The sequence below is a fragment of the Kribbella sp. NPDC000426 genome (genome assembly GCF_040300265.1).
In the GTDB taxonomy this organism is placed as follows: domain Bacteria; phylum Actinomycetota; class Actinomycetes; order Propionibacteriales; family Kribbellaceae; genus Kribbella.
Window position 1 is genome coordinate 671,663 of the sequence record NZ_JBEPDK010000001.1, and the last position, 24,334, is coordinate 695,996.

Genomic DNA, 24,334 nt, shown 5'->3' on the forward strand with positions numbered 1-24,334 from the left:
TACTCGGAGTCAGTTAGACTGCGCAAGTGACCTCGACCACTGACCCGGCCGCTGACCCGGTCGTTGCCGCCCCGAAGCGCCGCCGCGACCGGGCCGCCCGGGAACGGGAGATCCTCGAGGCGGCCGAGCGGATCTTCGGCGAGCGCGGGTACCAGGGCACGTCGATGGACGACGTCGCCGCGCAGGTCGGCGTCTCGAAACCGCTGATCTACCAGTACTACGGTTCGAAGGACGGCCTGTTCCTCGCCTGCCTCGCCCGCCTCCGCGGTCAACTGCTGGACACGGTGTCCGATGCGGTGCTGGCGGCGCCGGACGCCGAGGACGCGCTGTACGCCGGGTTCGTCGCCTGGTTCCAGTTCCTTGACGACCACCCGCAGGCCTGGTCGGTCCTCGTCGACGAAGGCATGCTCAGCGCCGGCCCGGCCGCGGAAGCGACCGACGAGGTACGTGCGGCCTTCATCGAACTGATCGCCACGATGGTCCGGATGAACCTCCCCGCAGGCCGCCCGGTCGACGAGGACGAGGTCCAGATCGTTGCCCAGAGCATCTCAGGCGCCACCGAACGCCTGGCGATCTGGCGCACCCGCTCGACCACCCCGCCCAGCCCCGAGAAGGTAGCCCGCACCCTGCAAGACCTGCTCTGGCAGGGCCTTCACACCCTCAAGTCCACCTGATGCACATCGAGTCCTACCCCGAGGTGGCCGTCCCCGCCGACCTCCGCCGCCAGGTCCACACGCTGCAGAACGAAGCCTGGCCCGCCACCCCGGTCGACTCGCCCGCCGATGCCCAGGTTCACGACCCGAGCCTCCGCCCGCTGTCGTTTCTCCTCATCGACGACGGAACCGTCGTGGCCGCCCTCGACATCCTCCACAAGGACCTCGACCACGCCGGCAACACGTTCCGCGCCGGCGGGCTCAGCACCGTCGTCACCCGCACGGACCTCCGCGGCCACGGCTACGGCCTCCGACTCGTCACCGCCGCCCGCGCGGCAATGACAGACCTGGACCTGGCCCTCTTCACCTGCGACCGCCCGCTACAACCGTTCTACGAGCGCGCCGGCTTCCAGCTCCTCCCCGGCACAACCCTCATCGGCGGCACCCCCGACGACCCGTTCCCCAGCGACCAGCCAGGCTTCGACAAAGTCACCCTGGCAGCGTTCTTCACCCCCGCCGCCCAGCAAGCGGCCGCCGCCTTCGACAACGCCCGCATCGCCCTCTACCCCGGAAGTATCGACAAACTCTGGTGACTACCGCCCGGCGAAGTCGCTGAGCACGTCGGCGATGTACTCCTGACCGCCGCTGATGGCGTCCGGGTTCCGGTGCCGGTAGTACGGGATCGCGATCAGCGAGAGCGCCCAGCCGCGCGCCCGGAGCCACGTGTCGTCGTCCACCTCGAGCGCCGCGCGATAGGCCCGCCGGGACTCACCCTCGAACAGGAACCACGCCGCCAGCACGTCACCGGCGGGGTCGGCGGCCCGCGCCGTACCGAAGTCGATCACGGCGGAAAGCTTGCCGTCAGCAACCAAAACGTTGCCGGACATCAGATCGCCGTGGATCCAGGCCGGCGTGCCGTCCCAGGTGTCCGCAGCCAGCGACTCCTCCCAGGCTGCCAGCAGCAGGCCGGTGTCGAAGTACTCGCGGAGCTCGTCGAGTGCCTCGCGGAACATCGCGTCCCGCGGCGCCAACGGCGTACCCCGGTCGAACGGGTTGTCCGACGGCACCGGCGCTCCGGTGGTGTCGACCTCCCGGAGCGACCGCACGAACTCGGCCACCTGCGGTGCCAGCGCGACCGCGTCGTCCGACGTGGCATCGAACGGCCTGCCAGGCAGCCATCGGTAGACGCCCCAACTGAAGGGATATCCCTGTCCCGGCTCGCCAAGCTGCAGCGGCTCCGGGATCGCGACGGGCAGGTGCGGCGCCAGCCGCGGCATCCACAGCAGGTCCTTTTCCACCTGCCCCTGGGTCGACTCGGTCCGGGGCAGTCGCGCCGAGAGCTCGTCCCCCAGCCGGAACGTCACGTTGTCGGTCCCAGAGCCCTCCACCACGCGCGCCGGCAACCCCGCCCACTGCGGGAACTGCTCGGCGACAAGCCGCTCCACTAGGGACGTGTCGATCTCGACCTCGTCGTCATGCAACTTCGCAACCCGATCCACGCCCCGGACCCTGACACTCCACAACGTCCCGGTCAACGCCATTTCGGCAAGGATGGGTTCATGACGACGGATCTCCCCGAGGCGTGGCGGGATGCTGAGCTGCCGGATCTGCCGGCGCTCAGCGGCGAGTTTGTGGAAGAGTTCGCGCGGGTGATCTACGGGCGGACGCCTCCCGGTGCACGGCTGGGTGAGGTGGTGCTGCAGTCGCGCGACGAGGGCGTCTTCGGCGGCGCCGGTGATCGGCTCCGGCATCGGGCGACGATCAGCTGCCCACTCGGCGATCTCGAGCTCAACACCCTCCTGCATATTCCTGCGGACGCACGCCCCGCCCCGGTCGTCGTCGCGCTCAACTTCGCCGGCAACGACGAGACGCTCGAAGATTGGCCGTACGCGAAGGTGATGGCCGCCGGGTACGCGGTACTCACCGTCGACTACCAGCAAATAGAGCCCGACGACCCCAACGCAAGTCGCGTACGCGCGCTCTTCCCCGCCGGCGAACCGTGGGGCGCAGTCGCAGCCTGGGCCTGGGGTCTGTCACGGTGCCTCGACATCGCCGCCGACGTCCCTGGCGTGACCATTGACGGCGCGATCGCGCTCGGCCATTCACGCCTCGGCAAGGCCGCCCTCTGGGCCGGCGTACAGGACGAACGCTTCGCCGTCACGGTCTCGAACGACTCCGGCTGCTGCGGCGCCTCGCTCTTCCGCCACCCCGGCGGTGAGGACATCGCCGCGATCACCACGCGGTTCCCGCACTGGTTCGTGCCGTCGTTCTCGGCGTACGCCGGGAGCCGGCCGCCCATCGACCAGCATCAACTGCTCGCGAGCATCGCGCCCCGTCGTGTGTACGTCGCCAGCGGGGAGGACGACGCTTGGGCCGACCCGATCGGGGAGTACCTGGCCGTCGTCGCGGCGACCCCGGCGTTCGGGGACGGCGACATCGGGTACCACGTCCGGCCCGGCGGCCACGCGCTTCTCGAGGAGGACTGGCTACGCGCACTTGCCTTCGTGCAACGCTGAGATCAGCCGCCGAACATCTCGTGGATGGCAGTCTCCTGGTCGTCGCTCAGGTTGATGTGGATGAGCTTGGCCCGGAGCCTGGTCTTCTGGAACGTCTCCCGGACCTTATCGGTCACCTCGTCGCTGGACAGCAGGAACAGCGCCGACGTGCCCGGCGTCACCTGGGTCCGCACTTCCTTGATGAAGTCGTCGTCGATCCCGACGTCGATCAGCTTTCCGGCCACCGCACCCGCCGCGGCACCGATCGCGGCCCCCGCGAACGGCATCAGGAAGATCGTCCCGAACAACATCCCCCAGAACGCCCCGCCGACCGCGCCCGGCCCGGTCATGTTCCGCACCTGCCGGGTCCGCGGCCGCCGCTTCTCCGGCTGCCACGACACCGTCGCGGCGTCATGAATCTTGATCAGCTTCTGCTTGGCCAGGCTCTCCAGCGTCCCGACCGCCTGGTTGGCCCCGTCCCAGTTCTCGAACTTCCACACCGTCAACGTCGCCATCTCGTTCCTCCCCTGCCACCCTCCCACTCGTGACCGTAGTTCGACCACCTCAACCACCTCCTCTTCACCTCTGGACGGTCCGGCCCGGCGAATAGTTGGCGCGGTCGGCGAACAACCCTGAGAACCGACCCTGAGGGCGGGCTGACGGATGTCATGGATGGGTCGTGACGAGCGATCCATCCGGTGTCCGGCGCGCTCCGACAAGCTTCTGGGTATGACGACAACGACTGCGGTCAGCCTGCGGGGTGTGACCAAGAAGTATGCCGACGTGCAGGCCGTCGCCGGGGTGGATCTGACCATCCGGGCCGGCGAAGTAGTGGCGTTGCTGGGCCCGAACGGCGCCGGCAAGTCGACCACGATCGAGATGCTGCTCGGCCTGGTGAAGCCGGACAACGGCACCGTCCAGGTGTACGGCGGGTCGCCGACGGACGCGATCGCCCAGGGTCAGGTCGGCGTGATGCTGCAGAGCGGCGGGATCATCGAGGACGCCAAGGTCGGCGAACTGCTGAACCTGGTCGCCGGTCTGCACCGCGACCCGATGCCCGTCGAGGAGGCGCTCGAGCGGGCCGGTATCGCGGACCTCACCGGCCGCACGATGAAGGCGCTGTCCGGCGGTCAGAAGCAGCGGGTGCGGTTCGCGATGGCGATCATCCCGCAGCCCGACCTGATCGTCCTGGACGAGCCGACGACCGGTATGGACGTCGAGTCCCGCCGCGACTTCTGGGCGTCGATGCACGAGGAGACCGCCCGCGGCCGCACGGTCCTGTTTGCCACCCACTACCTCGAAGAAGCCGACTCGTACGCCGACCGCGTCGTGCTGATGCGCAACGGCAAGGTCGTTGCCGACGGCACCGCCGCGCAGATCAAGGCGAGCGTCTCCGGCCGCACCATCCGCGCCACGATCCCCGGCGCCGATCTCGCCGCGCTCGCGTCGCTGCCCGGCGTACGCAACGTCGAGACCCGCGGTGAGGTCGTCCTGATGCAGTGCGCGGACTCGGACAACACGCTGCGGCACCTGCTCGAGAACACCACCGCCCACGACATCGAAGTAACGTCCGCCGACCTCGAGGACGCCGTCCTCGCGATCAGCGCGGCCCAAGAGGAGACCCTGGCATGAACCGCAACTACCTGATCTTCGACATCCGCCGAACCCTGCGGAACCGCCGGGTGCTGATCTTCTCGATCCTGATGCCGCTGGTGCTGTTCGCGATCTTCGGCATGACGCTGCCGAAGGACGCCAGCGAGGGCGGGATCTCCGCGATCGCGTACGTGATGGTGAGTATGGCGATGTTCGGCTCGATGTCGGCCGCGATGAGCAGCGGCGGCGTGATTGCGGCCGAGCGCGACGGCGGCTGGAACCGGACGCTGCGGCTGACCCCGCTGAAGCCGCAGGCGTACGTCGTCAACAAGGTGATCCTGTCGCTGCTGCTGGCGATCCCGCCGCTGCTGGTCGTCTTCGCCTTCGGAATGATGTTCGGCCACGTGCACCTGAGCCTCGGCCAGTGGATGACCGTCGCGCTGGTGTCCTGGCTCGGCGCCCTGCCGTTCGCTGCGATCGGCCTGGTCATCGGGTACATCGCCAAGCCGGACAGCGTGCAGCCGATCACCGGTCTGAGCACGATGCTGATCGCGGCCTTCGGCGGACTGTGGCTGCCGGTCGACCAGATGCCGTCGATCATGAAGCACATCGCGCAGCTGACCCCGGCGTACTGGACCGGGCTGACCTCCCGTAGCGCCCTGACGCAGGGCGGGGTCGACACCCAGGCACTGCTCGTCGTGCTCGGCTGGACCGTCGTACTCGGGTTCATCGGCCTGCGTCGGTTCCGCGCCGACACTGCCCGCGCCTGAGCACCTGGGCGGTAGCGTGACCACCGTGAAGACCAACCGCGGCCCCAGCGCCCTGGACGGAATGGCCGACCGAGTCGGCGCCGGACCGGGGCGCTGGGGCTGGCTGGCCGCGGGGGTCTGGCTGTTCTACCTGGCGCAGCCGCTGCAGAAGATCGCGGAGCGCAAGGACGGCCTCGGCCAGATCCTCGGGTTCCTCACGGTGATCCTGTTCGCGGCCAGCTACCTGGGATTCTTCGGGATCCTGCGCCGGATGGCCCGCAAGCATCTGCTCGCGCTGTGGCAGCAGATCGCGTACCTGGGCCTGATGCTGGCGCTGTGCCTGCTGATGATCCCGACCGCCGGCCAGACCGCCCTCACCGGCCTGGTCTACATCGCGTCGGTCGCGATGATGCTGCTGGATCTGCGGGCGGCGGTCGCGTTCGTCGCGGTCCTACTCGCCGGCGCCGAGATCTCGATGCGGGTCGTGCCCGGATGGACCGACGACGGCAGCTACGGCTTCGCGATCTTCCTCGGTGCGCTCGCGGTGTTCGGGCTGCGGCGGGCGATCCAGCGCAGCATCGAGTTGAACGCGGCGCGCAAGGATTTCGCCGAGCTCGCCGTACAGGAGGAACGGAACCGGTTCGCCCGGGACCTGCACGACATCCTGGGCCACTCGCTGACGGTCATCACCGTGAAGGCGGAGCTGGCGGGCAAGCTGATCCAGGCCAACCCGACGCGGGCCGCCGCCGAGGTGGCGGACGTCGAGAGCCTGGCGCGGGCAGCGCTGGCCGACGTACGGGCCGCGGTCGCCGGGTACCGCGAACTGAGCCTGGCCGGTGAGCTCGTCTCGGCGCGGACCGCGCTGCAGGCCGCCGAGGTCAAGGCGGATCTGCCGACCACGGTTGACGAAGTACCCGAGGAGAACCGCGAGCTGTTCGCGTGGGTGGTGCGGGAGGGCGTGACGAACGTCGTACGGCACTCCGGCGCGAAGCGTTGCACGATCCGGATCACGGCGACGCAGATCGAAGTACTGGACGACGGGAAGGGACCGACGCCCGGGGGCGGCGCATCCGGTCACGGGCTGGTCGGGCTGCGGGAGCGGGCGGACCTGGTCGGTGCGAGTGTGCAGGTCGGCCAGGCGCCCGGTGGCGGGTTCCGGCTGGCCGTCCGGGTCGGCCTGTGAGGATGGACCTGTGAGTATCCGACTGCTGATTGCCGACGACCAGGCGCTGGTGCGTGGGGCCCTGGCCGCGCTGCTCGACCTCGAGCCCGACCTGGAGGTGGTGGCCGAGGTCGGTCGTGGTGACGAGGTGATCGACGCCGCGAAGAACTCCCAGCCCGATGTCGCACTGCTCGACGTGGAGATGCCGGGGCTGGACGGGATCGAGGCGGCCGCCGCGCTGCGCACCGCCGTACCGGGGGTTCGGGTGCTGATGGTGACCACGTTCGGCCGGCCCGGGTACCTGCGGCGCGCGATGGAGGCGGGCGCGGCCGGGTTCGTCGTCAAGGACACGCCCGCGACCCAGCTGGCCGACGCCGTACGGCGGGTGCACCAGGGGCTGCGGGTCGTCGATCCGTCACTCGCTGCCGAGACCCTGGTCGCCGGCACGAGCCCGCTCACCGGACGGGAGGCCGACGTACTGCGGGCAGCCCGCGAAGGCGGCACCGTCGCGGACATCGCCAAGGAACTCCACCTGTCCGAGGGCACCGTCCGCAACCACCTCTCCGCCGCCATCGGCAAGACTGGCGCCCGCACCCGAGCCGAAGCAGCCCGCATCGCCGTAGACAACGGCTGGTTGTAACGGGCCCCTACCTCTAGGGTTGTGTTTTGGGGGTGGGATTGTGGTTTCTATCGAGGAATTCAGTGTCAAGGGGCGGTTGGCGGACACGGGTGAGGGGATCACCGCCGACGAGTTGCAGCTCGCGGCGCGCAATCACGGCATGCCGCTGGAGGGCCTGCGGTACGACGTGACGCCGCCGGGCCTGCACTACGTGCTCGTGCACTACGACATACCGGCAACGAACGCGGGCGAATGGCGGCTCGAGCTGAACGGGTGCGTCGAGCAACCGTTGTCGTTCGGCCTGACCGAGATGCGCGCGATGGGTCGCCGTACGATCCGCGTCACGCTGGAGTGCGCGGGCAACGGGCGGGCGACACTGCAGCCACGACCGATCAGCCAGCCGTGGCTGTCGGAAGCGGTCGGTACGGCGGAGTGGACCGGCGTGCTGCTGGCCGACCTGCTGCGGTTGGCCGGGGTCCGCGAGGATGCCGTGGATGTGGTGTTCACCGGCGCGGATCGCGGGGTTGAGCGGGGCGTCGTACAGGACTATCAGCGCGGGCTCTCGCTCGCGGAGGCGATCGACTCCGGCGCGATCGTCGCGTGGGAGATGAACGGCGGTCCGCTGCCACCGCAACACGGGTATCCGCTGCGTCTCGTCGTACCAGGCTGGTACGGGATGGCGAGCGTGAAGTGGCTGCGATCGATCGAGGTGATCGACCACGCGTTCGACGGGTTCCAGAACGCGGTGGCCTATGTGATCCGCCAGCGCCCGGACGACCCGGGCCGGCCGGTGACCCGGATCGAACCGCGGGCGCTGCTCGTGCCGCCGGGCTTCCCGGATTTCATGAGCCGCCACCGCTTCGTTGCTGCAGGCACCGTTCCGCTGTTCGGCCGGGCCTGGTCCGGCTGGGCGCCGATCGAACGCGTCGAGGTCAGCACCGACGCCGGCGTCAACTGGCACGAAGCCACGTTGGATGCCCTCGGCAACGACGAGCTCGCGTGGCGCGCGTTCGCCTACGACTGGGAGGCAACTCCCGGCGAACACGTGCTCACGGTCCGCGCGTACGACGCCAGCGGCCGCGAGCAACCCATCGAGGCCCAGTGGAACCGAGGCGGTTTCAGCAACAACACCGCCCAGCGCATCACGGTCCTCGTCACCTGAAACCCGCGTGTCGTTCACCGCCAACGCCGTACCCGCGTCACATCCTGAAGACGTACACGGTTCTCACTCCAGGAGTGTGGCGGTGAACGACAACCAACTGCACGCGCGGATCTTCAGAACCCTCGACGAGTGGTACGCCGACGTCGACGACGAACTGGACCCCCAGCCGGACAACCCGCTCTGGTACGGCTCCTACTCCTCCCAGCACGCCGCCATCGAAGCCGCATGCGAACGCCTGGCCGCCTTCCACCGCGCCCGCACCGACCACAACCACCCGTTGCCCCAAGCAACCGCTTGACCATCACACCAGAAGCATCGAGCACAAGCCGGCGCAGATCAGCGCGATCACAACGACCAGCACGTACCAGTACCAATGCATGTCCCAGTCCACGTCCGCGGCGATCACGTACGACGGATCGTCGGGGTCGACGATGACGTCGACCTGATCGCCGACCGCCGGCACGGCATCGAGGTCGTTGCCGCCGTTGAGCTCCACCGGCACACCGTCGCCCGGTCGCGCGACCGTGATCGTCACCTCGCGCGATCGCGACCACTTGTCCTCGGTGACCGACAGGACGACGGCCGGCCGCACCTCACCAGACCTGGCCAGCCGCTCGTCGTCGCGGCCGCCGCTGATGCCGAGCGGGATGATCGCCAGGCATCCCAGCACCAGCGGAACCCCGACGATCCTCCGCACCACCGTGAACCAGTCGAACTGACGCCCGCTTCGCCCTGCCCGCTTACGTTGCGCTTGTTCGCGCTGTGCCCGTTCGCGTCGTGCCCGCGTCCATCGAGTGGGCTCTGCCAGCCGCTTCCACCAGTCGAACCGCTCGACCAACCAGCGGGCGGGGTAGCAGGCCCCGCCCGCGATCGCGAAACACAGCAACGGGGCGTTGTAGAGGGTGCTCGGGCGGGTCAGCCAGCCGAGAAAGTACAACGTGCCGCCGACCGAACCGAAGAACAGCAGCAACAAGGCCAGCTGCCGGCCGTGCAGGTCGTCGCTCACCGGAACATCATGGGAGATGGACGCAGCCCGGCGGCAGGTGGTTTCACTCCGGTTTGTTGTGGGAGCTGCCGCCTACCTGGTACGGGGTGGTGATGCCTTCGTACATGAGGTGGGTCACCAGGCCTTGGGAGGCGTGGGGGAGGTTGTGGCAGTGGTCCATCCAGAGGCCGGGGTTGTCGGCTACGAAGGCGATCTCGTAGGTCTCCTTGTTGCCGACCTCGAGGGTGTCGGTCCACCAGGGTGAGCCGGTGGCGGCGACGCCGTTGCGGGACAGGACGACGACATGATGGCCGTGCAGGTGCATCGGGTGGGCCTGGCCGCTGGTGTTGGAGATCTTCATCTTGACGATGTCCCCCTCGGCGACCATGAACATCGGCACGTCCGGGAACTTGTGCCCGTTGATCGTCCACCAAAGCCCTGGTATGCCATCCAGGAATCCGGCGGTCCGCCCGATCCGGTACTCGAAGTTCCGGTTCGCCTTCGCGGGGTCGAAGCCGAGCGGCGCCGGCGTGCCATAGGTCAGCAGATCGACGTTCTCCGCCGGCAGCTCTCCCCGAGGTGGATCACCCGGTCCGATCCCGATTGACGTCGACGCCGTACCGGCGTCCAGCCGCATCCCGCCGGCCGGCACAACAGCCTCGAGGTCCACACGTCCGCCGGCAGCCAACGGATACGCGGCCGTCACCGCGGTCGGTCCGTGTACGTCGCGTCCGTCGACCGCGACCACCTTGAATGGCATACCAACCAGGCCGACCCGCACGATCGCGTTGTCGGTGTTGATCACCCTGACGCGTGCCGTCGTACCGGCGGGAAGCTCGAACCTCGAGGTCCCGGTCCGGCCGTTGATGGTCCGCTTGCCGTCGTACGTGTGGATGGTGGCGATCACCTCGCCGGCCTTCTCCGGAGCTGCCGGCGCGATCACGATCGGCCCGAACAGACCGCCCTTCACCTCGTCGGCCGACACCTGATGCGAGTGGTACCAGTACGTCCCGGCCGCCGGCGCCTTGAACCGGTACACATGCTTGCCACCCACAGGTACGGCGTCCTGCGTCACGCCGGCGACCCCGTCCTCGGCGTTCGGTACGTCGATCCCGTGCCAGTGCAGCGTCGCGCCGTCCGGCACGGACTCGTTCACGAACGTCACCTGGATCAGATCGCCCACCCGCGCCCGGATCAGCGGACCGGGCGACGTCCCGTTCACCGTGTACCCGTCGACGGTCTCCCCGGACGCGAGCTGGAACTTCTGCTTCCGCGCCGTCAGGGTCACGCTCACATTTGGTATACCAGTCTTCGGCCCGGTCAGATCCGCGACGCTGGTCCCGCTCATCCCGGCGTGGTGCTCGTGATCCATCGACGGTCCGCCGCCGTAATCGGCGTACCCCATCTCCGCGGCGTCGTACGAGCCGGGGACCAGGCTGGTCGCCCAGAGATACCCCAGCGGTACGAGTACCGCCAGGGTGATCCCGAGTGCGACCAGCCGGCCCCATCGCCGTTTCTTGACCTCAGCCACTGGTCACAGGTTGGTTGGGTACGGCGGCCCGTCGGGCCCCCATGCTCGCTACAGCGGCGATCGCGAGCCCGTTGATCCCGTGCAGTACGCCGAGCGCCGGGACCCCAAAGGACACCACCGCCAGCAGGAACTGGAGGACCACAAGACCGAGCACGATCCCGGCCAGCACACGACCCCGCGGTACGTCGGTCAGGAACGACACGATCAGGAACACCAGCGCGAGCAGACCGATCACCGCACCGGCGATGCTGTGGTAGCTCTGGCCGAAGTTGCTGTAGTCCGCCCCGATCGCGGTTCCGTCGTCCGCGTCCTTCGCGATCGTGAAGCCGGAGAGCGCGATCGAGGCGATCTGCAGCACGACCGCGATCGCGATCAGCAGACCGAGCGTCCGGTATACCGTTCTCATGCCCGGCGCTCCGTCCGACGCTTGCGGATGACGATGACGGCCGCGACGATCAACGCGATCGGCAGGAACGGCGGATGCCCGCCGAGCACCACACACCCGAACGACGCGAGCACGCCGACCACACCCAGCACAAGCAGCAACGGCAACGGAACCCGCCCGATAAACCCGCGCTTGGCCCACTCAGGCCGCTGCCCACCAACCCACGAGCCACCGCCGCCTGGTCCACCGCCGGCCACTCCACCAGCACCGCCGGCGCCTTGCCCGCCAGCGCCTGGTCCGCCGGACGCGGCCCCGCGCCACGCCGATCCAACTCCAGACCACGCCCCCGGTGCGCCCGCCGGGCCGGAGCCCGATCCCTCAGCGCCCGCGGCGTTCTCCGGCGACGTCCACGGCGGCTTCCGCCAGCCCCACGGCCCGGCCCATCCCTCGCCGGCGCCGTCCGTACCGGCGCTGTCCGCACCCGGGCCGCCCGCGGCGCCGCCCGGCTGGTGCGCCCCCGGCTGGTGTGCGCCGGGCAGGTCGGTGAAGAGACCGTCGAGGTCGGCTCCGGTTCGCGCCTGCAGCGCCTGCTCGACCCGCTCGGAGTGCTCTTCGGCGCTCAGCCGGCCGGCTTCGTAATGCTCGCCCAGCCGCCGGACCGCGTCCTCACGCTCACTGTCGCCGATGCGGATCGACCCGCCCGGCCTCTCGTCACTCATGATTCTCCTCGATGCTCGTCGGTTCTCCGATGGCACCAAGGCTGTCGTTCCGGCCCCTGTCTCCGCGTCGCCTCAGCGGCGACACCTCACCTACCCCCGGAGGAGCACCCTGCGCCTACCGACGCAGTACGACGTACTCCCCCGGGCGTAGGCCCGGCCAGGGTCAACCCTCAGGTGTTCCCCTCAGCTGTTGACCTCAGCTGTTGACCGCGAGGATCTTGTTCACGTCGTTGTTCGCCTTCGCCAGCGAACTCGGCTCGGCCTCGAACGACATCACCGACTCCATCGCCGGCGTCATCACCGCGGTCACGTCCGCGGCGTTCGGATTGGCCGGGTACGGGAACACGTCGCCCGCCTCGACCGGTTCCAGGAACGGCGTGACGTCCCAGCCGCTCTTGGCGAACGCCGCCTTCGCCGCCGGCATGCTCGCCGCCACCGCCGGGAACACGACGCCGGCCTTGGCGACGATGTCCTGAGCGGTCTGCGAACCGAGGAACTTCACCCAGGCCCACGACGCGTCGCGCCGCTTCGTCCCGGCCCAGATGGTGTCCGCCAGACCGTTCATCATCGACATCCGCTTCCCGATCGGACCGATCGGCAACCGCGCCAACTTCGTCTTCACCTGCTTCAGCTGCCCGTACGTCCCGAGCATCCACGAACCGTTCGGGGTCATCCCGTACTTCCCGGCCCCGAACGAGGTCGTCACGTCCACACCGGATTTCGCCTGCGCGTACGTCGGCATCAGGCCCTTGGTGATCAGGCCCCGCCACCATCCGATCGTGTCGGTGAACTTCGGGTCGCCGTAGAAGAACTTGGTACCCCACGGCTCGCCCTGGGAGTACTTCCAGCCGTTGATCGCGGCATACCAACTCCAGCTGGTCTGCCCGTCGCCACCACCGGCATCGGCGTACCCGAGCCCGTAGACCTTCACGTTCTCCTTGTCGAACCCGGGCTGGTCGCCGCGACGGCCCTTCGCGTCCACCGTGAGCCGACGGACGATCTGCTCGAACGTTCCGCCGTCCTGCGGGTTCCAGGTCATCGAGTTGAGCTGGTCAGTGCTGATCCCGGCCGCCTCGGTGAACGCGCTGTTGTAGAAGTAGACCTCGGTATCCCAATCCTTCGGCAGTCCGTACCGCTTGCCGTCGGCCCCGATCCACCGCTCGGCGAGGCCCTTCTGGTAGATGCTCAGATCAACGTTGTCCTTGGCAACGTATTCGTCGATCGGCAGCACCTGGCCCTTGTCCGCGAACAGCGGGTACTTCGAGGAGTGTCCGGTGAACACGTCCGGCGCCGTGTCGGAGATGAACCCGGTCACCAGCTTCGACCAGTAGTCGTTCCAGCCGTACTGCTCGATCGTCACGCTGTACTGCGGGTTCTGCTCGTGGAACACCTTCGCGCACTCGGTGTACATCGGCAGCTGGGCGGAGTCCCACAGCCAGTAGATGACCTCGCCCGGTCCGCGCGCCGCGGCGCCGTTGTTGCAGGCGGCAAGCGACGGTACGGCGAGCGCGGCGATCCCGGCCTTCAGCAGGTTCCTTCGTGAGAGCGTCATCATTTGATCCCCGAGAAGCCGATGGAATTGGTGATCCGCTTGGCGAACGCCAGGAACAGGATGATCATCGGCAGCGCCGCGATCAGCGTCGCCGCCATCAGCCCGGCCCAGTCCGGACCGCCCTGCGGTGTCTGCGACCGGAACACGCCGAGCGCGACCGTCAGTACGCGGACGTTCTCCTGCTGACCGACGAGCAGCGGCCAGAAGTAGTCGTTCCACGAGTTGATGTAGGTCAGGATCGCCAGCGTCGCGATCGGCGCCGCGCTCATCGGGATGATCAGCCGGAAGAAGATCAGCCGGTGGCCGGCGCCGTCGATCATCGCCGCTTCCTCGAGCTCCCGGTTGATACCGAGGAAGAACTGCCGCAGGAAGAAGATCGCGAACGGCGTCATGAACGCGCCCGGCAGGATGATGCCGGCGAAGCTGTTCAGCAGGCCGAGGTTCTTGATCAGCACGAAGTTCGGCAGCGTGGTGAAGATCGGCGGCACCATCAGCGCGGCCAGGAACACCGCGAACACCTTGTCCCGGCCTGGCCACCGCAGCCGGGCGAACGCGTACGCCGCCATCGCGCTGAAGAACACCTGGCATACCGTCGTGATGGTTGCCACGACCAACGAGTTGCGCAGGTACAGCCAGAAGTTGACCGCGGCACCGGAGCCGCCTTGAGCCTGCGCCTCCTCGATGCTCGACAACCCGAGCACGCGTTTGAACGCGCCGAGCGTCGTCTCCACCGGCAGCAGCGAATTCGGGTGACCCGGCAACTGGGTGTTGTCGGAGAACGCGGTCCGCAGCATCCAGTAGAACGGGAACAGCGTGACGATCAGCAGAATGAACAACAGCACCCAGGCGACGGTGCGCCCGACGCTCACCTGCCGTACCGAACCAGTCGACACGCTCATGCGAGATCACTCTCCCGCGCCCGCAGCAACCGCAGCTGGACCAGCGAGACGACCGCGAGGATGGCGAACAGCACCAGCGCCATCGCCGAGGCGTACCCGAAGTCGAACCGGGTGAACGCCCGCTCGTAGATGTAGTAGTAGATGACTCTTGTCGCGTTGATCGGACCGCCCTGTGTGGTCACGGCGACCGTGTCGAAGATCTGGAACGACCCGATCATGGTGACCACCAGGACCATCACCAGAACAGGCCGCAGCAGCGGCAACGTGATCCGCCAGAACGTCTTCCACTCGGTCGACCCGTCCACCTCGGCCGCCTCGTAGACGTACGACGGGATCATCTGGAGGCCGGCGAAGACGAGCAGGGCGGTATACCCCATGTGCCGCCAGACGTTGATCCCGGCAACGGTCGGGATCGCCCAGTGCGAGTCGCCGAAGAACGCGATCGGGTCGATCCCCACCCAGCCCAGGAACGTGTTCACGACGCCGACCTGCACGTCGAGCATCCAGTACCAGACCAGCGCGACCACGACGTTCGCGACCAGGTACGGCGCGAGGATGATCGCGCGGACCGTGATCGACTTGGTCAGCCGGTACATCAGCATCGCGATCCCGACCGCCAGCACGGTCTGCAGGCCGATGTTGATCACGACGTACTCGACCGTGACGCCGAGCGCGTTCCAGAAGAAGCTGTCGTGGATCATCCGGTCGTAGTTGGCCAGCCCGTTGAACTTCGGTGCCGAGAGCAGGCTGTACTCGGTGAAGCTCAGGTACGCGCCGCGCAGCGTCGGCCAGATGTAGAACACGACGAAGCCCAGGGTGGCCGGGGCGATGAAGATCATCGCGACCTTCAGGTCGCCCAGGCTTCGCCGCTTCCGCGGCGGTGCTCCGGAGTCCCCGTGACTTCGTGTCGTAGTAGGTGGTGCGTTGGTGGTGGCGGTCACGGGGATCTCCTCTACTGTCTGGCGATCGGGCGGGCTTACCCGATCGCTGTAACTTCCAGCAAGATCGCGCTCTCGGGCCATTGCACAGGCATGAGTACTCCGACCGAGGCGAGGGCGGCGCCGTTCAACTCCACGCTTCCACGGTCGGCCGACCAGGCGGTGGACCGCGACTCGGGTCCGGGTGTCGCAACCTTGTTGACTCGATAAGTTCGCTGCGGATCAAGGCCGGGCAGCCTGACCCGTCCGACGGCAGACGTCACCGACTGCTTGACCTGTACGACGCTGAAGACGCCGCTCCCGCCGTCCGACGCGACGACCCCGTGCACGAGCACGTCCTCGGGACCGCGGTCGGCGCGGACCACTCGACCGGTGTGGAGCAGCGGCCGCAGCTGCTTGTGCAGCGCGACCCACCCCTTGAGTTCCTCGCGCTCCTCGGGGCTGGCCGACGCGATGTCCCACTCGATGCCGAAGTGGCCGAACAGGGCCGTGGTCGCGCGGAACGACAGCGTCTGCGTACGGCCGGTGGTGTGGGCGCGCGGCGGACCGACGTGGCAGCCGATCAGCTCCGGCGGGAGCAGGAGCTGCGTGTACCGCTGGATGGTCTGCCGCTCGAGCGCGTCGTTGCTGTCGCTGCCCCAGACGCGGTCGGTGCGCTCCAGGATGGCGAGGTCGACCCGCGCACCGCCGGACGAGCAGGACTCGATCTCGAGACCCGGGTGCCGGCGCTTGAGCTCGTCGATCAGCCGGTATACCGCGAGCGTCTGCTCGTGGATCCCCGCCGTGCCGGTCAACTGGTTGCCGCCGTCAACGAAGTCGCGGTTGTGGTCCCACTTCAGGTACGCGATGTCGTACTCGGACAGGATGCTGTCGAGCCGCTCGAGGATGTAGTCGTAGGCGGCTGGTATACCAAGATTCAGGCCCTGCTGGTGGCGTGCGGTCGGCGGCAGCCGGTCACCGGCGGCGAGGATCCAGTCCGGGTGCTCGCGCGCCAGGTCGGAGTCCGGGTTCACCATTTCCGGCTCCACCCACAACCCGAACTGCAGACCGAGGCCCTTCACGTGGTCGACCAGCGGGTGCAGGCCCTTCGGCCAGATCCCTTCGTCGACGTACCAGTCGCCGAGCCCGGCGTGGTCGTCGCGGCGGCCGCGGAACCAGCCGTCGTCCAGGACGAACCGCTCGGCGCCGACCTCGGCGGCCGCGTCCGCGAGCGCCTTCAGCTTGTCGAGGTCGAGGTCGAAGTACACGGCCTCCCACGTGTTCAGTACGACGGGGCGCTCGGTCTTCGGGTGGTTCGTCCGCGCCCGCAGGTAGTCGTGGAAGCGGTGCGAGACCTGGTCGAGGCCGACGCCGTACGAGCCGTAGATCCACGGGGTGCTGTAGGTGCCTTGCGGCTGGAGGCGGCCTTCGCCCGGGAGCAGGAGCTCGCCGCCGCCGATGACGGCGTACCCGCTCATGCCGCGCTCGGCGTACGAGCGGTGGTTGCCGCTCCAGGCCGTGTGCACGCCCCAGATCTCGCCGTCGCGGAAGCCGAAGCCGGGAGTGCCGGCGAACAGCAGGAGGGTCGCGTCGGCGCCGGTGCGGCCGCGGCGGTTGTCGCGGATATGCGCGCCCTGGGTGAAGGCGTGGCGCTGCGGGTGGCGCTCGCCGATGTGCCGGCCTGTCAGGTCGAGCAGCTCGGTCGCCTCGGTCGGGACCGGCAGCGCGAGCAGCAGACCGTCGACCGTGTACGGCGTCGCACCGGTGTTGGTCAGGTCCGCCTTGGCACGCACGAGACCGGAGTCGGTCAGCTCGATGGTGAGCTTGAGGTCGAGGCCGGCATCGGCGTCGGCGGCGTCGAACTGCACGGTGTTGCCGGTCTGCGCGACGCTGGTCAGCCGGAAGCTCGCGGAGAAGTCGTGTCCGTCGCGGTGCCCGCTCAGGCCTGGTATACCAAACCAGCCGGCGGAGTACTCCGGCACGATCGCGATCGGACGGTTCTCGTCCAGGCCGTTGCCGTCCTGAACCGCACCCGCGCCGCGGCGCAGTTCGAGCAGAGCGCTCTCGGTCAGCTCGCCCAGGTCCGCACCCCAGTGCAGGACGGACGGAAGGCCTGGGCCGGAGCAGTCGAGCACCAGGCTGACCGCAGCGGCCCGGAGCTGCAAAATCTCGATGTTCGACACTGTTGATTCACTCTGCTTTCTGATTGATTTCAGGACGGAACTATTTACCCCGCCAGCCTCAATGTCAATGCTTCACGAAGTTAAGTAATTACGCTACGACTGTCCAGCGTTGTCAGCCCAGGATGTGGCAACCGTTATCCGAGGCGGGCGCGGACGAGCAGGTCGTGCAGGCCCGGTTCAGCCGTCGGCCGGTCGGGCAGGAGACTCGCCGCCTCCGCCTCGTCGAGAGCTGCCTGGAGGCGGGTGACATCCTCGGACAATTGCTCACCCGACGGGCCGTCCAACGGCGCATGCTCAGCTTCGGCCTTGGCGGCCATCAGCTCGGGCAGATAGGCCGGGGCGCCGTCGAGCAACTCACGCAGATCGGCCTGCACGACGCCGGTCCGCATCAGGTTGATACCCGTGAGGAGGACCCGGAACGTGTACAGCAGCGGCTTCAGCTCGCGCTTCTTCAGGAAGAACTCCCACTGGGTCTTCGCGAAGCCGCGGTAGTGGTGTGCGTGCCATTTGGTGATGCAGCCGGCCGCGAGTTCGATCAGCTCGGCATGTTCCGGAGTACTGATGACTACGAGCGGAGACAGGACCTGCTCGAGTACGTAGCCGTTGCGACGGAGCATCAGCCGGGCGAACTTGGCCAGGTCGTGGGTGACCAGGTCGACCTCCGCCTCGTTCTCGAACCAGGTGCGATCGAGCGTCTCGGGGCCGGTCCGCAGCCCGACCACCTCGGCTGCCGGTAGGACGTGTACGCCGCGCAGGTCCACGTCGGAGTCGCGGGACGGGAAGCCGTACAGGTGCGCGCCGGAGACCGTCGCGAACAGCAGCGGGTACGGCTGCTCGCCCATGATGGTGCGCAGCTCGGCGTAGTCGAGTTGCCGCATGTCACGCGTCACCGAGACTCCTCTTCCGTACGGACCGCAACCACTCGTCGACCGTGGCGACATCCGGTGTCGCGGGCAGGACCGTCTGCTGGAGCGCGCGGTCGAGCTCCTCGTGCAGCGACAACCGCCAGCGCTCGACCTCGTCCCACGGGATCTCGCCGCGCTTGACCGCGAGCAGCCGGTCCCGATGCGGTCCGACATCGACGACCAACGTTGCCTCCAGCAACAAACTGCGCGCGGCGAGGAGCAGCCGGATCAGGTGCATCACATGCTTCCACTTCGGCGAACCGTCCCGCCGGAAGTCCGTCTCGAGCTTCTTGAACTGGCTGAGCACGTACCCGGAATAGGTTTGGTATGCCAATTGCGACAGGAACGAGCGACGCAGCCCGACCAGCTCTTCGCCGAGCGGGGTCTGGCGTACCACCAGCGGCGAGTGCAGCACCTCAAGCAGGTTCGGATTGGCCTTCAACGCCAGTTCGCAGAACCGCTCGACCTCCCACGAGAACCACTCCGGCTCCGGACCGTCCACGTGCGTCGGCGGCTTGGCCAGCGACCAGAACGCCTCCGTCGGCGCGACGTACACCCCGCGCGTGTCCGTGTCCGAGGCATCCGTGTCCAGACCGAACGCCCGCGACCCGACGACGGCTGCGTAGATCGTGTGTTCGCGGACGAGCCGGTCACCGTCCGGCAGTTCGAGCTCGATCGCCTCGTCCTGGTATACCGTCCGCAGGCTCAGCTGGTCGCGCCGCGCCACCGTCTCCCGGCCGTCGACGAGTCGCACGGCGTACCGCCCGTCCGCGGTGATGCCTGCAACCCGCCCGGTCGCCCCACGCTGCGCCGTACCGCCGTGATGGTCGGCAGCCGCCACCCGCATCACTACCTGAGTCCCCACCGGCAACTGCGGACCTCGCTGCGATCGCTCGGACATGCCGCCCATGCTCCCGTACCGGCGGATCTCCAGGCCATCACAATTGCGGTCCCCCGCCCGCGCCCCGCCTGACGCGAACGCCGGCTGTCGATTGCGATGGCCTGGGGATCCGGAGCGATCCCTTGACAAATTTTCCTGTCAATTGGAGATTAGGGACATGCTGCGGTACGTCGAGGAGCCCGAGAAGGTGCGGTTGGCGTTGTCGCCGATCCGGCGGCGGCTGCTCGAGCTGCTGCGGGAGCCGGCATCGGCGACCCAGCTCGCGGCGGCACTCGACCTGCCCCGGCAGCGGGTGAACTACCACCTGCGCGAGCTGGAGAAGGCCGGTCTGGTCGAGCTCGTCGAAGAGCGGCAGCGGCGCGGGTTCACCGAGCGGATCCTGCGCGCGTCGGCCGGACTGGTGGTCGATCCGGGCGTGATGGGACACGCGTTCACCGAGATCCAGGATCAGTATGCCGCCGAGCATCTGGTCGAGGTCGCCGCCGGGACGGTGCGCGAGGTGGCGCGGATGCAGAGCGCGGCCGACGCTGAGGGGAAGCGGCTGCTGACGTTCACGCTCGAGGCCGAGGTGCGGTTCGCCGAGCCGGGTGACGTGCACCGGTTCACCGATGCGTTGACCGCGGCCGTGCAGCAGGTCGTCGAGCAGTTCGACAGCGAGGGCGGGCGGCCGTACCGATTGATCGCGGGCGGGCATCCGGCGCCCCGCCGTACCGAAGGAGAGTCATGAAGATCGTGGTCACCGTGGCGGCGCCGGTCGAGGCAGTGTGGGACGCCCTGCGGAACAAGGAGAAGATCCGGCACTGGCACGGCTGGGAGTACGAGGGAGCGCAGGGTGGACTGGACGAGGAGATCGACCTCATCTACTTCACCGAGACGACCGAGGAAGGTACGACGCTGACCCTCGGCCACGGCGACCGGTTCGAGGTCGAGGCGGTCGATGGCGGGTCCCGGGTCACGCTGACCCGGGCGGCGCGCGGCGCGAACCCCGAGTGGGAGGCGTACTACGACGACGTCACCGAGGGCTGGATCACCTTCCTGCACCAACTGCGGTTCGCGGTCGAGCGGCACCCGGGCGAGCCCCGGCACACGCTGTTCTTCTCCGGCACCGGCGCGGTGTCGCCGATCACCGAGCTGGGCATCCCCGCCGAGCCGGCCGGTGCACCCGTCGAGGTGGAGCTCGTTGGTCAGGCCATCAAGGGCGAGATTTGGTATACCAGCGAGCACCAGGTCGGCCTGACAGTAGATGCCTGGGGCAACGGCCTGCTCGTCCTCAGCCACATTCCACCCGGCGAACAGAAGCCGGACGGCGCCACGATGGCGATCCTCTCCGTGTACGCCGACACCGACCGCGACGAACTCGAGACCCGCTGGCGCACCTGGTGGCAGCAGCGCTGGCCAGAAGAACTCAACCTCCTCGGTTAACCCGAGACACGACCCGCAGGGGCCAGCCCGCGGGCAACGATCCGGCCGGCCGGATCGTCGGTGAGCTTGGGGCCGTGGGCTTGCACCCTGGAGTCACACGCCCTGGGAGATGGGCGCCTTCGGGGTTGGGCGCCGTGGGCCTGCTCGCTGCGGGTCGCGCGCTGCGGGTCGCGCGCCGTGCGTCACGCGCCGTGGGCTGGCGCGCCGTGCGTCACGCGCCGTGGGCTGGCGCGCCGTGCGTCACGCGCCGTGGGCTGGCGCGCCGTGGGTCGCGGGCTGTGGGCTTGCGCGCCGCGAGGTCGCGCGCCCTGGGCCGGGTGCCGTGGAGGTGGGCGCGATGACACGGTGGTGACAGGGCGCAAACGTGTCAGTACGCTCGGTCTACCATTGATGGTTACTCGGGAGTACCTTGACGCCGACGGTGATCTGGTGGGGGTCCTGGGATCACCGAACTCCGGCGAGAGAGGCCTTCCGGGTGAGAACTCTTCCGAGAAGTCGTCGAGTGTCCGCAGCAATCCTCCTACTCTCCCTGACCGGGCTCGGCCTGGTCGCTCCCCCGGCACACGCCGACGGTCCCGGCTCTGGTACGCCGTACGTCGTCACCGTTGGGGACTCCTACATCTCGGGTGAGGCCGGCCGCTGGGCCGGTAGCTCGAACGACTCCGAGGCACCGGCCGATGCGCTCGGTGCTCACGCCTACCACGACAACGCGAGCCACACCGCCGAGCAGATCCCGCGATGCCACCGCAGCCTGTCCGCCGAGGCGTACATCGGCGGCGGGGTCGGCGGGCTCAACCTGGCCTGCTCCGGCGCGAAGACCACGACGGCCACCGGCGACTACTTCAAGCCGGGTATCGACTTCTACGACGACGGCGCCGGCAACCTCGGCCAGGCGAAGATGCTGCAGCAGTTCGCGACGAGCCACAACGTGAAGCAGGTCGACGTCTCGATCGGCGGCAACGACTTCAACTTCGCGTCGATCGTCACCCAGTGCGTGCAGGACTTCCTGCTGTCGCCGTCCTGGGATCCCGACTACTGCAAGGACGACTCGTCCGTCGTCGCCAACTTCACCTCCGCCAACATCACCACCGTCCGCGCCCGGATCGCGACCGCGTTCCAGAACGTCCGCACCGCGATGCGCAACGCCGGGTACGGCGACACCGCGTGGAGCCTCGTCGTACAGACGTATCCGTCGCCGATCCCCTCGTCCAGCGGGTTCCGCTACAGCCAGAGCGGTTTCACCCGGCAGAGCACCGGCGGCTGCGGCTTCTGGAACGCCGACGCCGACTGGGCCAACGCGACCGCGCTGGTCACGATCAACAACACCGTCCGCGCCGCGATCGGCCAGTCCGGCCTGGCCAACGCCCGCCTGCTCGAACTCCAGTCCGCCTTCAACGGCCGCCGCCTGTGCGAGAAGACCGTCGGCCTGTACGAGGAAGTCGGGCTCAGCTCCTGGACCCAGCCGACCGCCGTCGACAAGACGGAGTGGATCAACCAGATCCGCACCGTCACCACGATCGGCTCGAACTACTTCATCCAGGAGTCCCTGCACCCCAACTACTGGGCCCAGCTCGCCCTCCGCAACTGCGTCCGCCAGACCTACACCCAGAACCGCGGCGGCACCTGCACCATCGCCGGCACCGGCCTGGTCAACGGCGAACCGAGAATGACGTTGAACTAGACCTTCTTGGGCCGGACGTAGGTGACAGAAGCTCCCGGCGTGCCCAGCAGCACGCCCATCAGCTTCTCGTTCCGCCTGCGTTCGGCCCTGGTGTCGGTCGGCCAGTCGACGTGGATCGCGTCGTACAGCGCGAACCGATCGAGATCCATGCTCGTCTTCACCGCGGCGCCCCACGCGCTCGCGGCGGCCACAGCACCGCGGTAGGCGATGTACGCGAACGCATACGGCAGCGCCGCGAGCAGGAGCCACCACCCGGAGCCGAGCATCCAGACCGTTGTCACAACAGCTGCCGCCAGACCGTAGAAGGTCATCCGGATGGCGATGTCCATCTGCTCGCGCGTGTCGTTGATGTACGCCGCTCGGCCGGGCGCGGCCACCATTGTCAGATGCGGCGCGATCCGGACCAGTGGGAGTTTGTAGCTTTGCCCGACACTGTCCTCGATCCTGCGCAGCACGTTGCCGAGGCGGGTCGGCAGCATCCGGTCCGCATCCTTCGGCATCGAGCTGTCCAAGACCTTTTGGATCGCTTCTCTTGCCATGATCAGGCCGTACACCGCAGCCCCGCTCGGCTGCAGCCGCTCTTCTTCCCGCTCGGCCGCCAGTATCTCCTCCAACTCCTCGGCGGACAGGCCCGCGACGTCTGCTTCGGGCAACCGCGACAGGATCAGCTCGTCGAGTTTTTCCTCGGTTTCCACCTCGAGATCCGCTGCGCGGTGCTCCAGGCGAAGCTGCCGCCCGCGGTGCCGCAGCGCCAACATCGTCGCCAGCCGAACCGCGAATGGCCGGGGACCCCAGTACCCCTCGAGCAGTTGCGTCGTCGCGTACATCAGCGGATGAACGGCGAAACCCAGTACCAGCGCGGCTCCTAGCAGCAGGCCGATCTTGGTCGGACTCCAGTCAGACAAGGCCGTTTTCAGGCCCGTCAGCGTGAACTCGCCGAAGGGATGGTGGACCGCGCCCTGGAGAGCGACGATCCAGGTGACGAACAGCAGCGACGGCAACAGCGACGCGAGGCTGAAGTATCGCCCGATCTGCGAGCCGACCGAGGTCGTAGCCCCGGATAGCCCAGCTGCCATCAGCGGTCGCCTTTCGGCTGCCGCCAGCCACAGCTCGTGCAATACCAGACGTCGGTCCGCTCGTTGAACTTCAGCGTCGGCCGCTTGCACTCGTCGCACTTGCGGGACTGGCCCAGTCGGCCGACCCCGGCCGCCTCCGGGTTCGGGTGCTGTGTCGTCAGGCCGAGCCGCAGGATCAGTACCGCCAGCGCAGCCGGCAAGCGAAACGTCATCCTGGACCTCCCCGCACCTTGATAACTGTCAGTATGTCCCCCGCCGCGGTTGCTGATCCAGGGGTCGGCGCGGCGGCGGCCTCGAGCCGCAGCAGGCTTGAGATGCTACGGACGAGCCGGAAGGAGTGCGATGCGCGTCGAGCGGCTGACGGTGTGGGCGGTGCCTGTGCTGGCTCTCGGCGTACTGGCCGCGGCCAGCGCCTGGTTGGGCATCGTCGGTGCCGCTGTGGCGCTTGGACTCATGCTGGCGGTCGTTGCCGGCCTGGTCCTTCGGGCCGGGCTCGATCCGGCCACGGTCGTCAAGATCCCGGCAAATTCCCAGGCGAAGGGCAGCTCACCCGAGTCCTCGGGACAGCCGCGATCGTTGCTGAGTGGCGCCGATCTGAGCGGTGCCGATCTGACCGGGGCCGATCTTCGAGGGCTGGATCTGAGCGATGTGAAGCTCAACCGCGCGATTCTTCGTGATGCCGATCTTCGCGGAGCCCGGCTGTCTCAAGAGCCTGAGGAATGAGCCGGCCGCCGCACCCCCGAAG

Annotated in this window: 27 protein-coding genes; 13 read left to right on the forward strand and 14 right to left on the reverse strand. The window is 68.3% G+C overall.

Annotation, left to right across the window (positions count from 1 at the left end):
* Positions 1-26: 26 nt before the first annotated feature.
* Both ABT313_RS03275 and ABT313_RS03280 read left to right on the forward strand, forming a co-directional pair.
* Positions 27-674 carry a TetR/AcrR family transcriptional regulator gene (locus tag ABT313_RS03275; RefSeq protein ID WP_350848123.1) on the forward strand — a complete coding sequence of 216 codons (648 nt, stop codon included), beginning with the start codon at positions 27-29 and terminating at the stop codon, positions 672-674.
* Positions 674-1,246: a GNAT family N-acetyltransferase gene (locus ABT313_RS03280; protein WP_350848125.1), complete on the forward strand. Its 573-nt coding sequence runs from the start codon at positions 674-676 to the stop codon at positions 1,244-1,246. The genes ABT313_RS03275 and ABT313_RS03280 overlap by 1 nt, the downstream gene beginning before the upstream one ends.
* Here ABT313_RS03280 and ABT313_RS03285 read toward each other — a convergent pair whose 3' ends face one another.
* Positions 1,247-2,152, reverse strand: a complete 906-nt coding sequence (locus tag ABT313_RS03285) for an aminoglycoside phosphotransferase family protein (protein WP_350848127.1) — start codon at positions 2,150-2,152, stop codon at positions 1,247-1,249.
* 60 nt (positions 2,153-2,212) lie between these two features.
* Between ABT313_RS03285 and ABT313_RS03290 the strand changes: the two genes are divergently transcribed.
* Positions 2,213-3,169, forward strand: coding sequence for a glucuronyl esterase domain-containing protein (locus ABT313_RS03290; protein ID WP_350848129.1), 957 nt, complete (start codon positions 2,213-2,215; stop codon positions 3,167-3,169).
* Positions 3,170-3,171: 2 nt separating this feature from the next.
* On the opposite strand, the gene ABT313_RS03295 is transcribed toward ABT313_RS03290, so the two are convergent.
* A complete protein-coding gene (locus tag ABT313_RS03295; protein WP_350848131.1) occupies positions 3,172-3,663 on the reverse strand; it encodes a DUF1269 domain-containing protein in 492 nt (163 codons plus the stop codon).
* A gap of 214 nt (positions 3,664-3,877) precedes the next feature.
* Between ABT313_RS03295 and ABT313_RS03300 the strand changes: the two genes are divergently transcribed.
* The 6 genes from ABT313_RS03300 (at position 3,878) to ABT313_RS03325 (ending at position 8,731) form a co-directional block, all read left to right on the forward strand.
* The gene (locus ABT313_RS03300) at positions 3,878-4,780 is read left to right on the forward strand and encodes an ABC transporter ATP-binding protein (protein ID WP_350848133.1); all 903 of its coding nucleotides are present in this window, start codon (positions 3,878-3,880) and stop codon (positions 4,778-4,780) included.
* Positions 4,777-5,511, forward strand: a complete 735-nt coding sequence (locus ABT313_RS03305) for an ABC transporter permease (RefSeq protein WP_350848134.1) — start codon at positions 4,777-4,779, stop codon at positions 5,509-5,511. Before ABT313_RS03300 ends, ABT313_RS03305 begins: the two co-directional genes overlap by 4 nt.
* A 25-nt stretch (positions 5,512-5,536) precedes the next feature.
* The gene (locus ABT313_RS03310) at positions 5,537-6,673 is read left to right on the forward strand and encodes a sensor histidine kinase (RefSeq protein WP_350848136.1); all 1,137 of its coding nucleotides are present in this window, start codon (positions 5,537-5,539) and stop codon (positions 6,671-6,673) included.
* 10 nt (positions 6,674-6,683) lie between these two features.
* A complete protein-coding gene (locus ABT313_RS03315) occupies positions 6,684-7,292 on the forward strand; it encodes a response regulator transcription factor (RefSeq protein ID WP_130444881.1) in 609 nt (202 codons plus the stop codon).
* A gap of 40 nt (positions 7,293-7,332) precedes the next feature.
* On the forward strand, positions 7,333-8,433 hold the full coding sequence (locus ABT313_RS03320; RefSeq protein WP_350848139.1) for a sulfite oxidase: 1,101 nt from the start codon (positions 7,333-7,335) through the stop codon (positions 8,431-8,433).
* An 82-nt stretch (positions 8,434-8,515) separates the two neighbouring features.
* Positions 8,516-8,731 carry a hypothetical protein gene (locus ABT313_RS03325; RefSeq protein WP_350848141.1) on the forward strand — a complete coding sequence of 72 codons (216 nt, stop codon included), beginning with the start codon at positions 8,516-8,518 and terminating at the stop codon, positions 8,729-8,731.
* Between the two features lie 3 nt (positions 8,732-8,734).
* On the opposite strand, the gene ABT313_RS03330 is transcribed toward ABT313_RS03325, so the two are convergent.
* The 10 genes from ABT313_RS03330 to ABT313_RS03375 all read right to left on the reverse strand — a co-directional run bounded on the left by ABT313_RS03330 (position 8,735) and on the right by ABT313_RS03375 (position 19,410).
* Complete coding sequence (locus ABT313_RS03330; RefSeq protein ID WP_350848143.1) at positions 8,735-9,439, reverse strand: hypothetical protein; 705 nt, start codon at positions 9,437-9,439, stop codon at positions 8,735-8,737.
* Positions 9,440-9,482: 43 nt separating this feature from the next.
* Entirely contained in the window at positions 9,483-10,949 is a 1,467-nt protein-coding gene (locus ABT313_RS03335; protein ID WP_350848145.1) for a multicopper oxidase family protein, read from the reverse strand.
* Positions 10,942-11,355, reverse strand: coding sequence for a hypothetical protein (locus tag ABT313_RS03340; RefSeq protein WP_350848146.1), 414 nt, complete (start codon positions 11,353-11,355; stop codon positions 10,942-10,944). The genes ABT313_RS03335 and ABT313_RS03340 overlap by 8 nt, the downstream gene beginning before the upstream one ends.
* On the reverse strand, positions 11,352-12,053 hold the full coding sequence (locus ABT313_RS03345) for a DUF1707 SHOCT-like domain-containing protein (RefSeq protein WP_350848148.1): 702 nt from the start codon (positions 12,051-12,053) through the stop codon (positions 11,352-11,354). Before ABT313_RS03345 ends, ABT313_RS03340 begins: the two co-directional genes overlap by 4 nt.
* A gap of 196 nt (positions 12,054-12,249) precedes the next feature.
* On the reverse strand, positions 12,250-13,605 hold the full coding sequence (locus tag ABT313_RS03350; RefSeq protein WP_350848150.1) for an ABC transporter substrate-binding protein: 1,356 nt from the start codon (positions 13,603-13,605) through the stop codon (positions 12,250-12,252).
* Complete coding sequence (locus ABT313_RS03355) at positions 13,605-14,504, reverse strand: carbohydrate ABC transporter permease (protein WP_350848152.1); 900 nt, start codon at positions 14,502-14,504, stop codon at positions 13,605-13,607. Before ABT313_RS03355 ends, ABT313_RS03350 begins: the two co-directional genes overlap by 1 nt.
* Positions 14,501-15,445, reverse strand: a complete 945-nt coding sequence (locus ABT313_RS03360; RefSeq protein WP_350848154.1) for a carbohydrate ABC transporter permease — start codon at positions 15,443-15,445, stop codon at positions 14,501-14,503. The genes ABT313_RS03355 and ABT313_RS03360 overlap by 4 nt, the downstream gene beginning before the upstream one ends.
* A 35-nt stretch (positions 15,446-15,480) precedes the next feature.
* Positions 15,481-17,604 carry an alpha-galactosidase gene (locus tag ABT313_RS03365; protein ID WP_350848157.1) on the reverse strand — a complete coding sequence of 708 codons (2,124 nt, stop codon included), beginning with the start codon at positions 17,602-17,604 and terminating at the stop codon, positions 15,481-15,483.
* A 134-nt stretch (positions 17,605-17,738) separates the two neighbouring features.
* Positions 17,739-18,494 carry a nucleotidyltransferase domain-containing protein gene (locus ABT313_RS03370; RefSeq protein ID WP_350848159.1) on the reverse strand — a complete coding sequence of 252 codons (756 nt, stop codon included), beginning with the start codon at positions 18,492-18,494 and terminating at the stop codon, positions 17,739-17,741.
* Positions 18,484-19,410 (reverse strand): nucleotidyltransferase domain-containing protein, encoded by a 927-nt coding sequence (locus tag ABT313_RS03375; RefSeq protein ID WP_350848161.1) that lies wholly within the window; start codon positions 19,408-19,410, stop codon positions 18,484-18,486. The genes ABT313_RS03370 and ABT313_RS03375 overlap by 11 nt, the downstream gene beginning before the upstream one ends.
* Positions 19,411-19,567: 157 nt before the next feature.
* Here ABT313_RS03375 and ABT313_RS03380 point away from each other — a divergent pair, with 157 nt between their 5' ends.
* The 3 genes from ABT313_RS03380 to ABT313_RS03390 all read left to right on the forward strand — a co-directional run bounded on the left by ABT313_RS03380 (position 19,568) and on the right by ABT313_RS03390 (position 22,513).
* The gene (locus ABT313_RS03380; RefSeq protein WP_350848163.1) at positions 19,568-20,137 is read left to right on the forward strand and encodes a helix-turn-helix domain-containing protein; all 570 of its coding nucleotides are present in this window, start codon (positions 19,568-19,570) and stop codon (positions 20,135-20,137) included.
* Positions 20,134-20,832 carry an SRPBCC family protein gene (locus ABT313_RS03385; protein WP_350848165.1) on the forward strand — a complete coding sequence of 233 codons (699 nt, stop codon included), beginning with the start codon at positions 20,134-20,136 and terminating at the stop codon, positions 20,830-20,832. Before ABT313_RS03380 ends, ABT313_RS03385 begins: the two co-directional genes overlap by 4 nt.
* Before the next feature lie 502 nt (positions 20,833-21,334).
* On the forward strand, positions 21,335-22,513 hold the full coding sequence (locus ABT313_RS03390; RefSeq protein ID WP_350848167.1) for an SGNH/GDSL hydrolase family protein: 1,179 nt from the start codon (positions 21,335-21,337) through the stop codon (positions 22,511-22,513).
* Here the strand turns inward: ABT313_RS03390 and ABT313_RS03395 are convergent.
* Complete coding sequence (locus ABT313_RS03395) at positions 22,510-23,589, reverse strand: hypothetical protein (protein WP_350848168.1); 1,080 nt, start codon at positions 23,587-23,589, stop codon at positions 22,510-22,512. The two genes, ABT313_RS03390 and ABT313_RS03395, sit on opposite strands and share 4 nt — an antisense overlap.
* On the reverse strand, positions 23,589-23,801 hold the full coding sequence (locus ABT313_RS03400; RefSeq protein WP_350848170.1) for a hypothetical protein: 213 nt from the start codon (positions 23,799-23,801) through the stop codon (positions 23,589-23,591). The genes ABT313_RS03395 and ABT313_RS03400 overlap by 1 nt, the downstream gene beginning before the upstream one ends.
* A gap of 130 nt (positions 23,802-23,931) precedes the next feature.
* Between ABT313_RS03400 and ABT313_RS03405 the strand changes: the two genes are divergently transcribed.
* The gene (locus tag ABT313_RS03405) at positions 23,932-24,312 is read left to right on the forward strand and encodes a pentapeptide repeat-containing protein (protein ID WP_350848172.1); all 381 of its coding nucleotides are present in this window, start codon (positions 23,932-23,934) and stop codon (positions 24,310-24,312) included.
* The last annotated feature ends 22 nt before the right edge of the window (positions 24,313-24,334 follow it).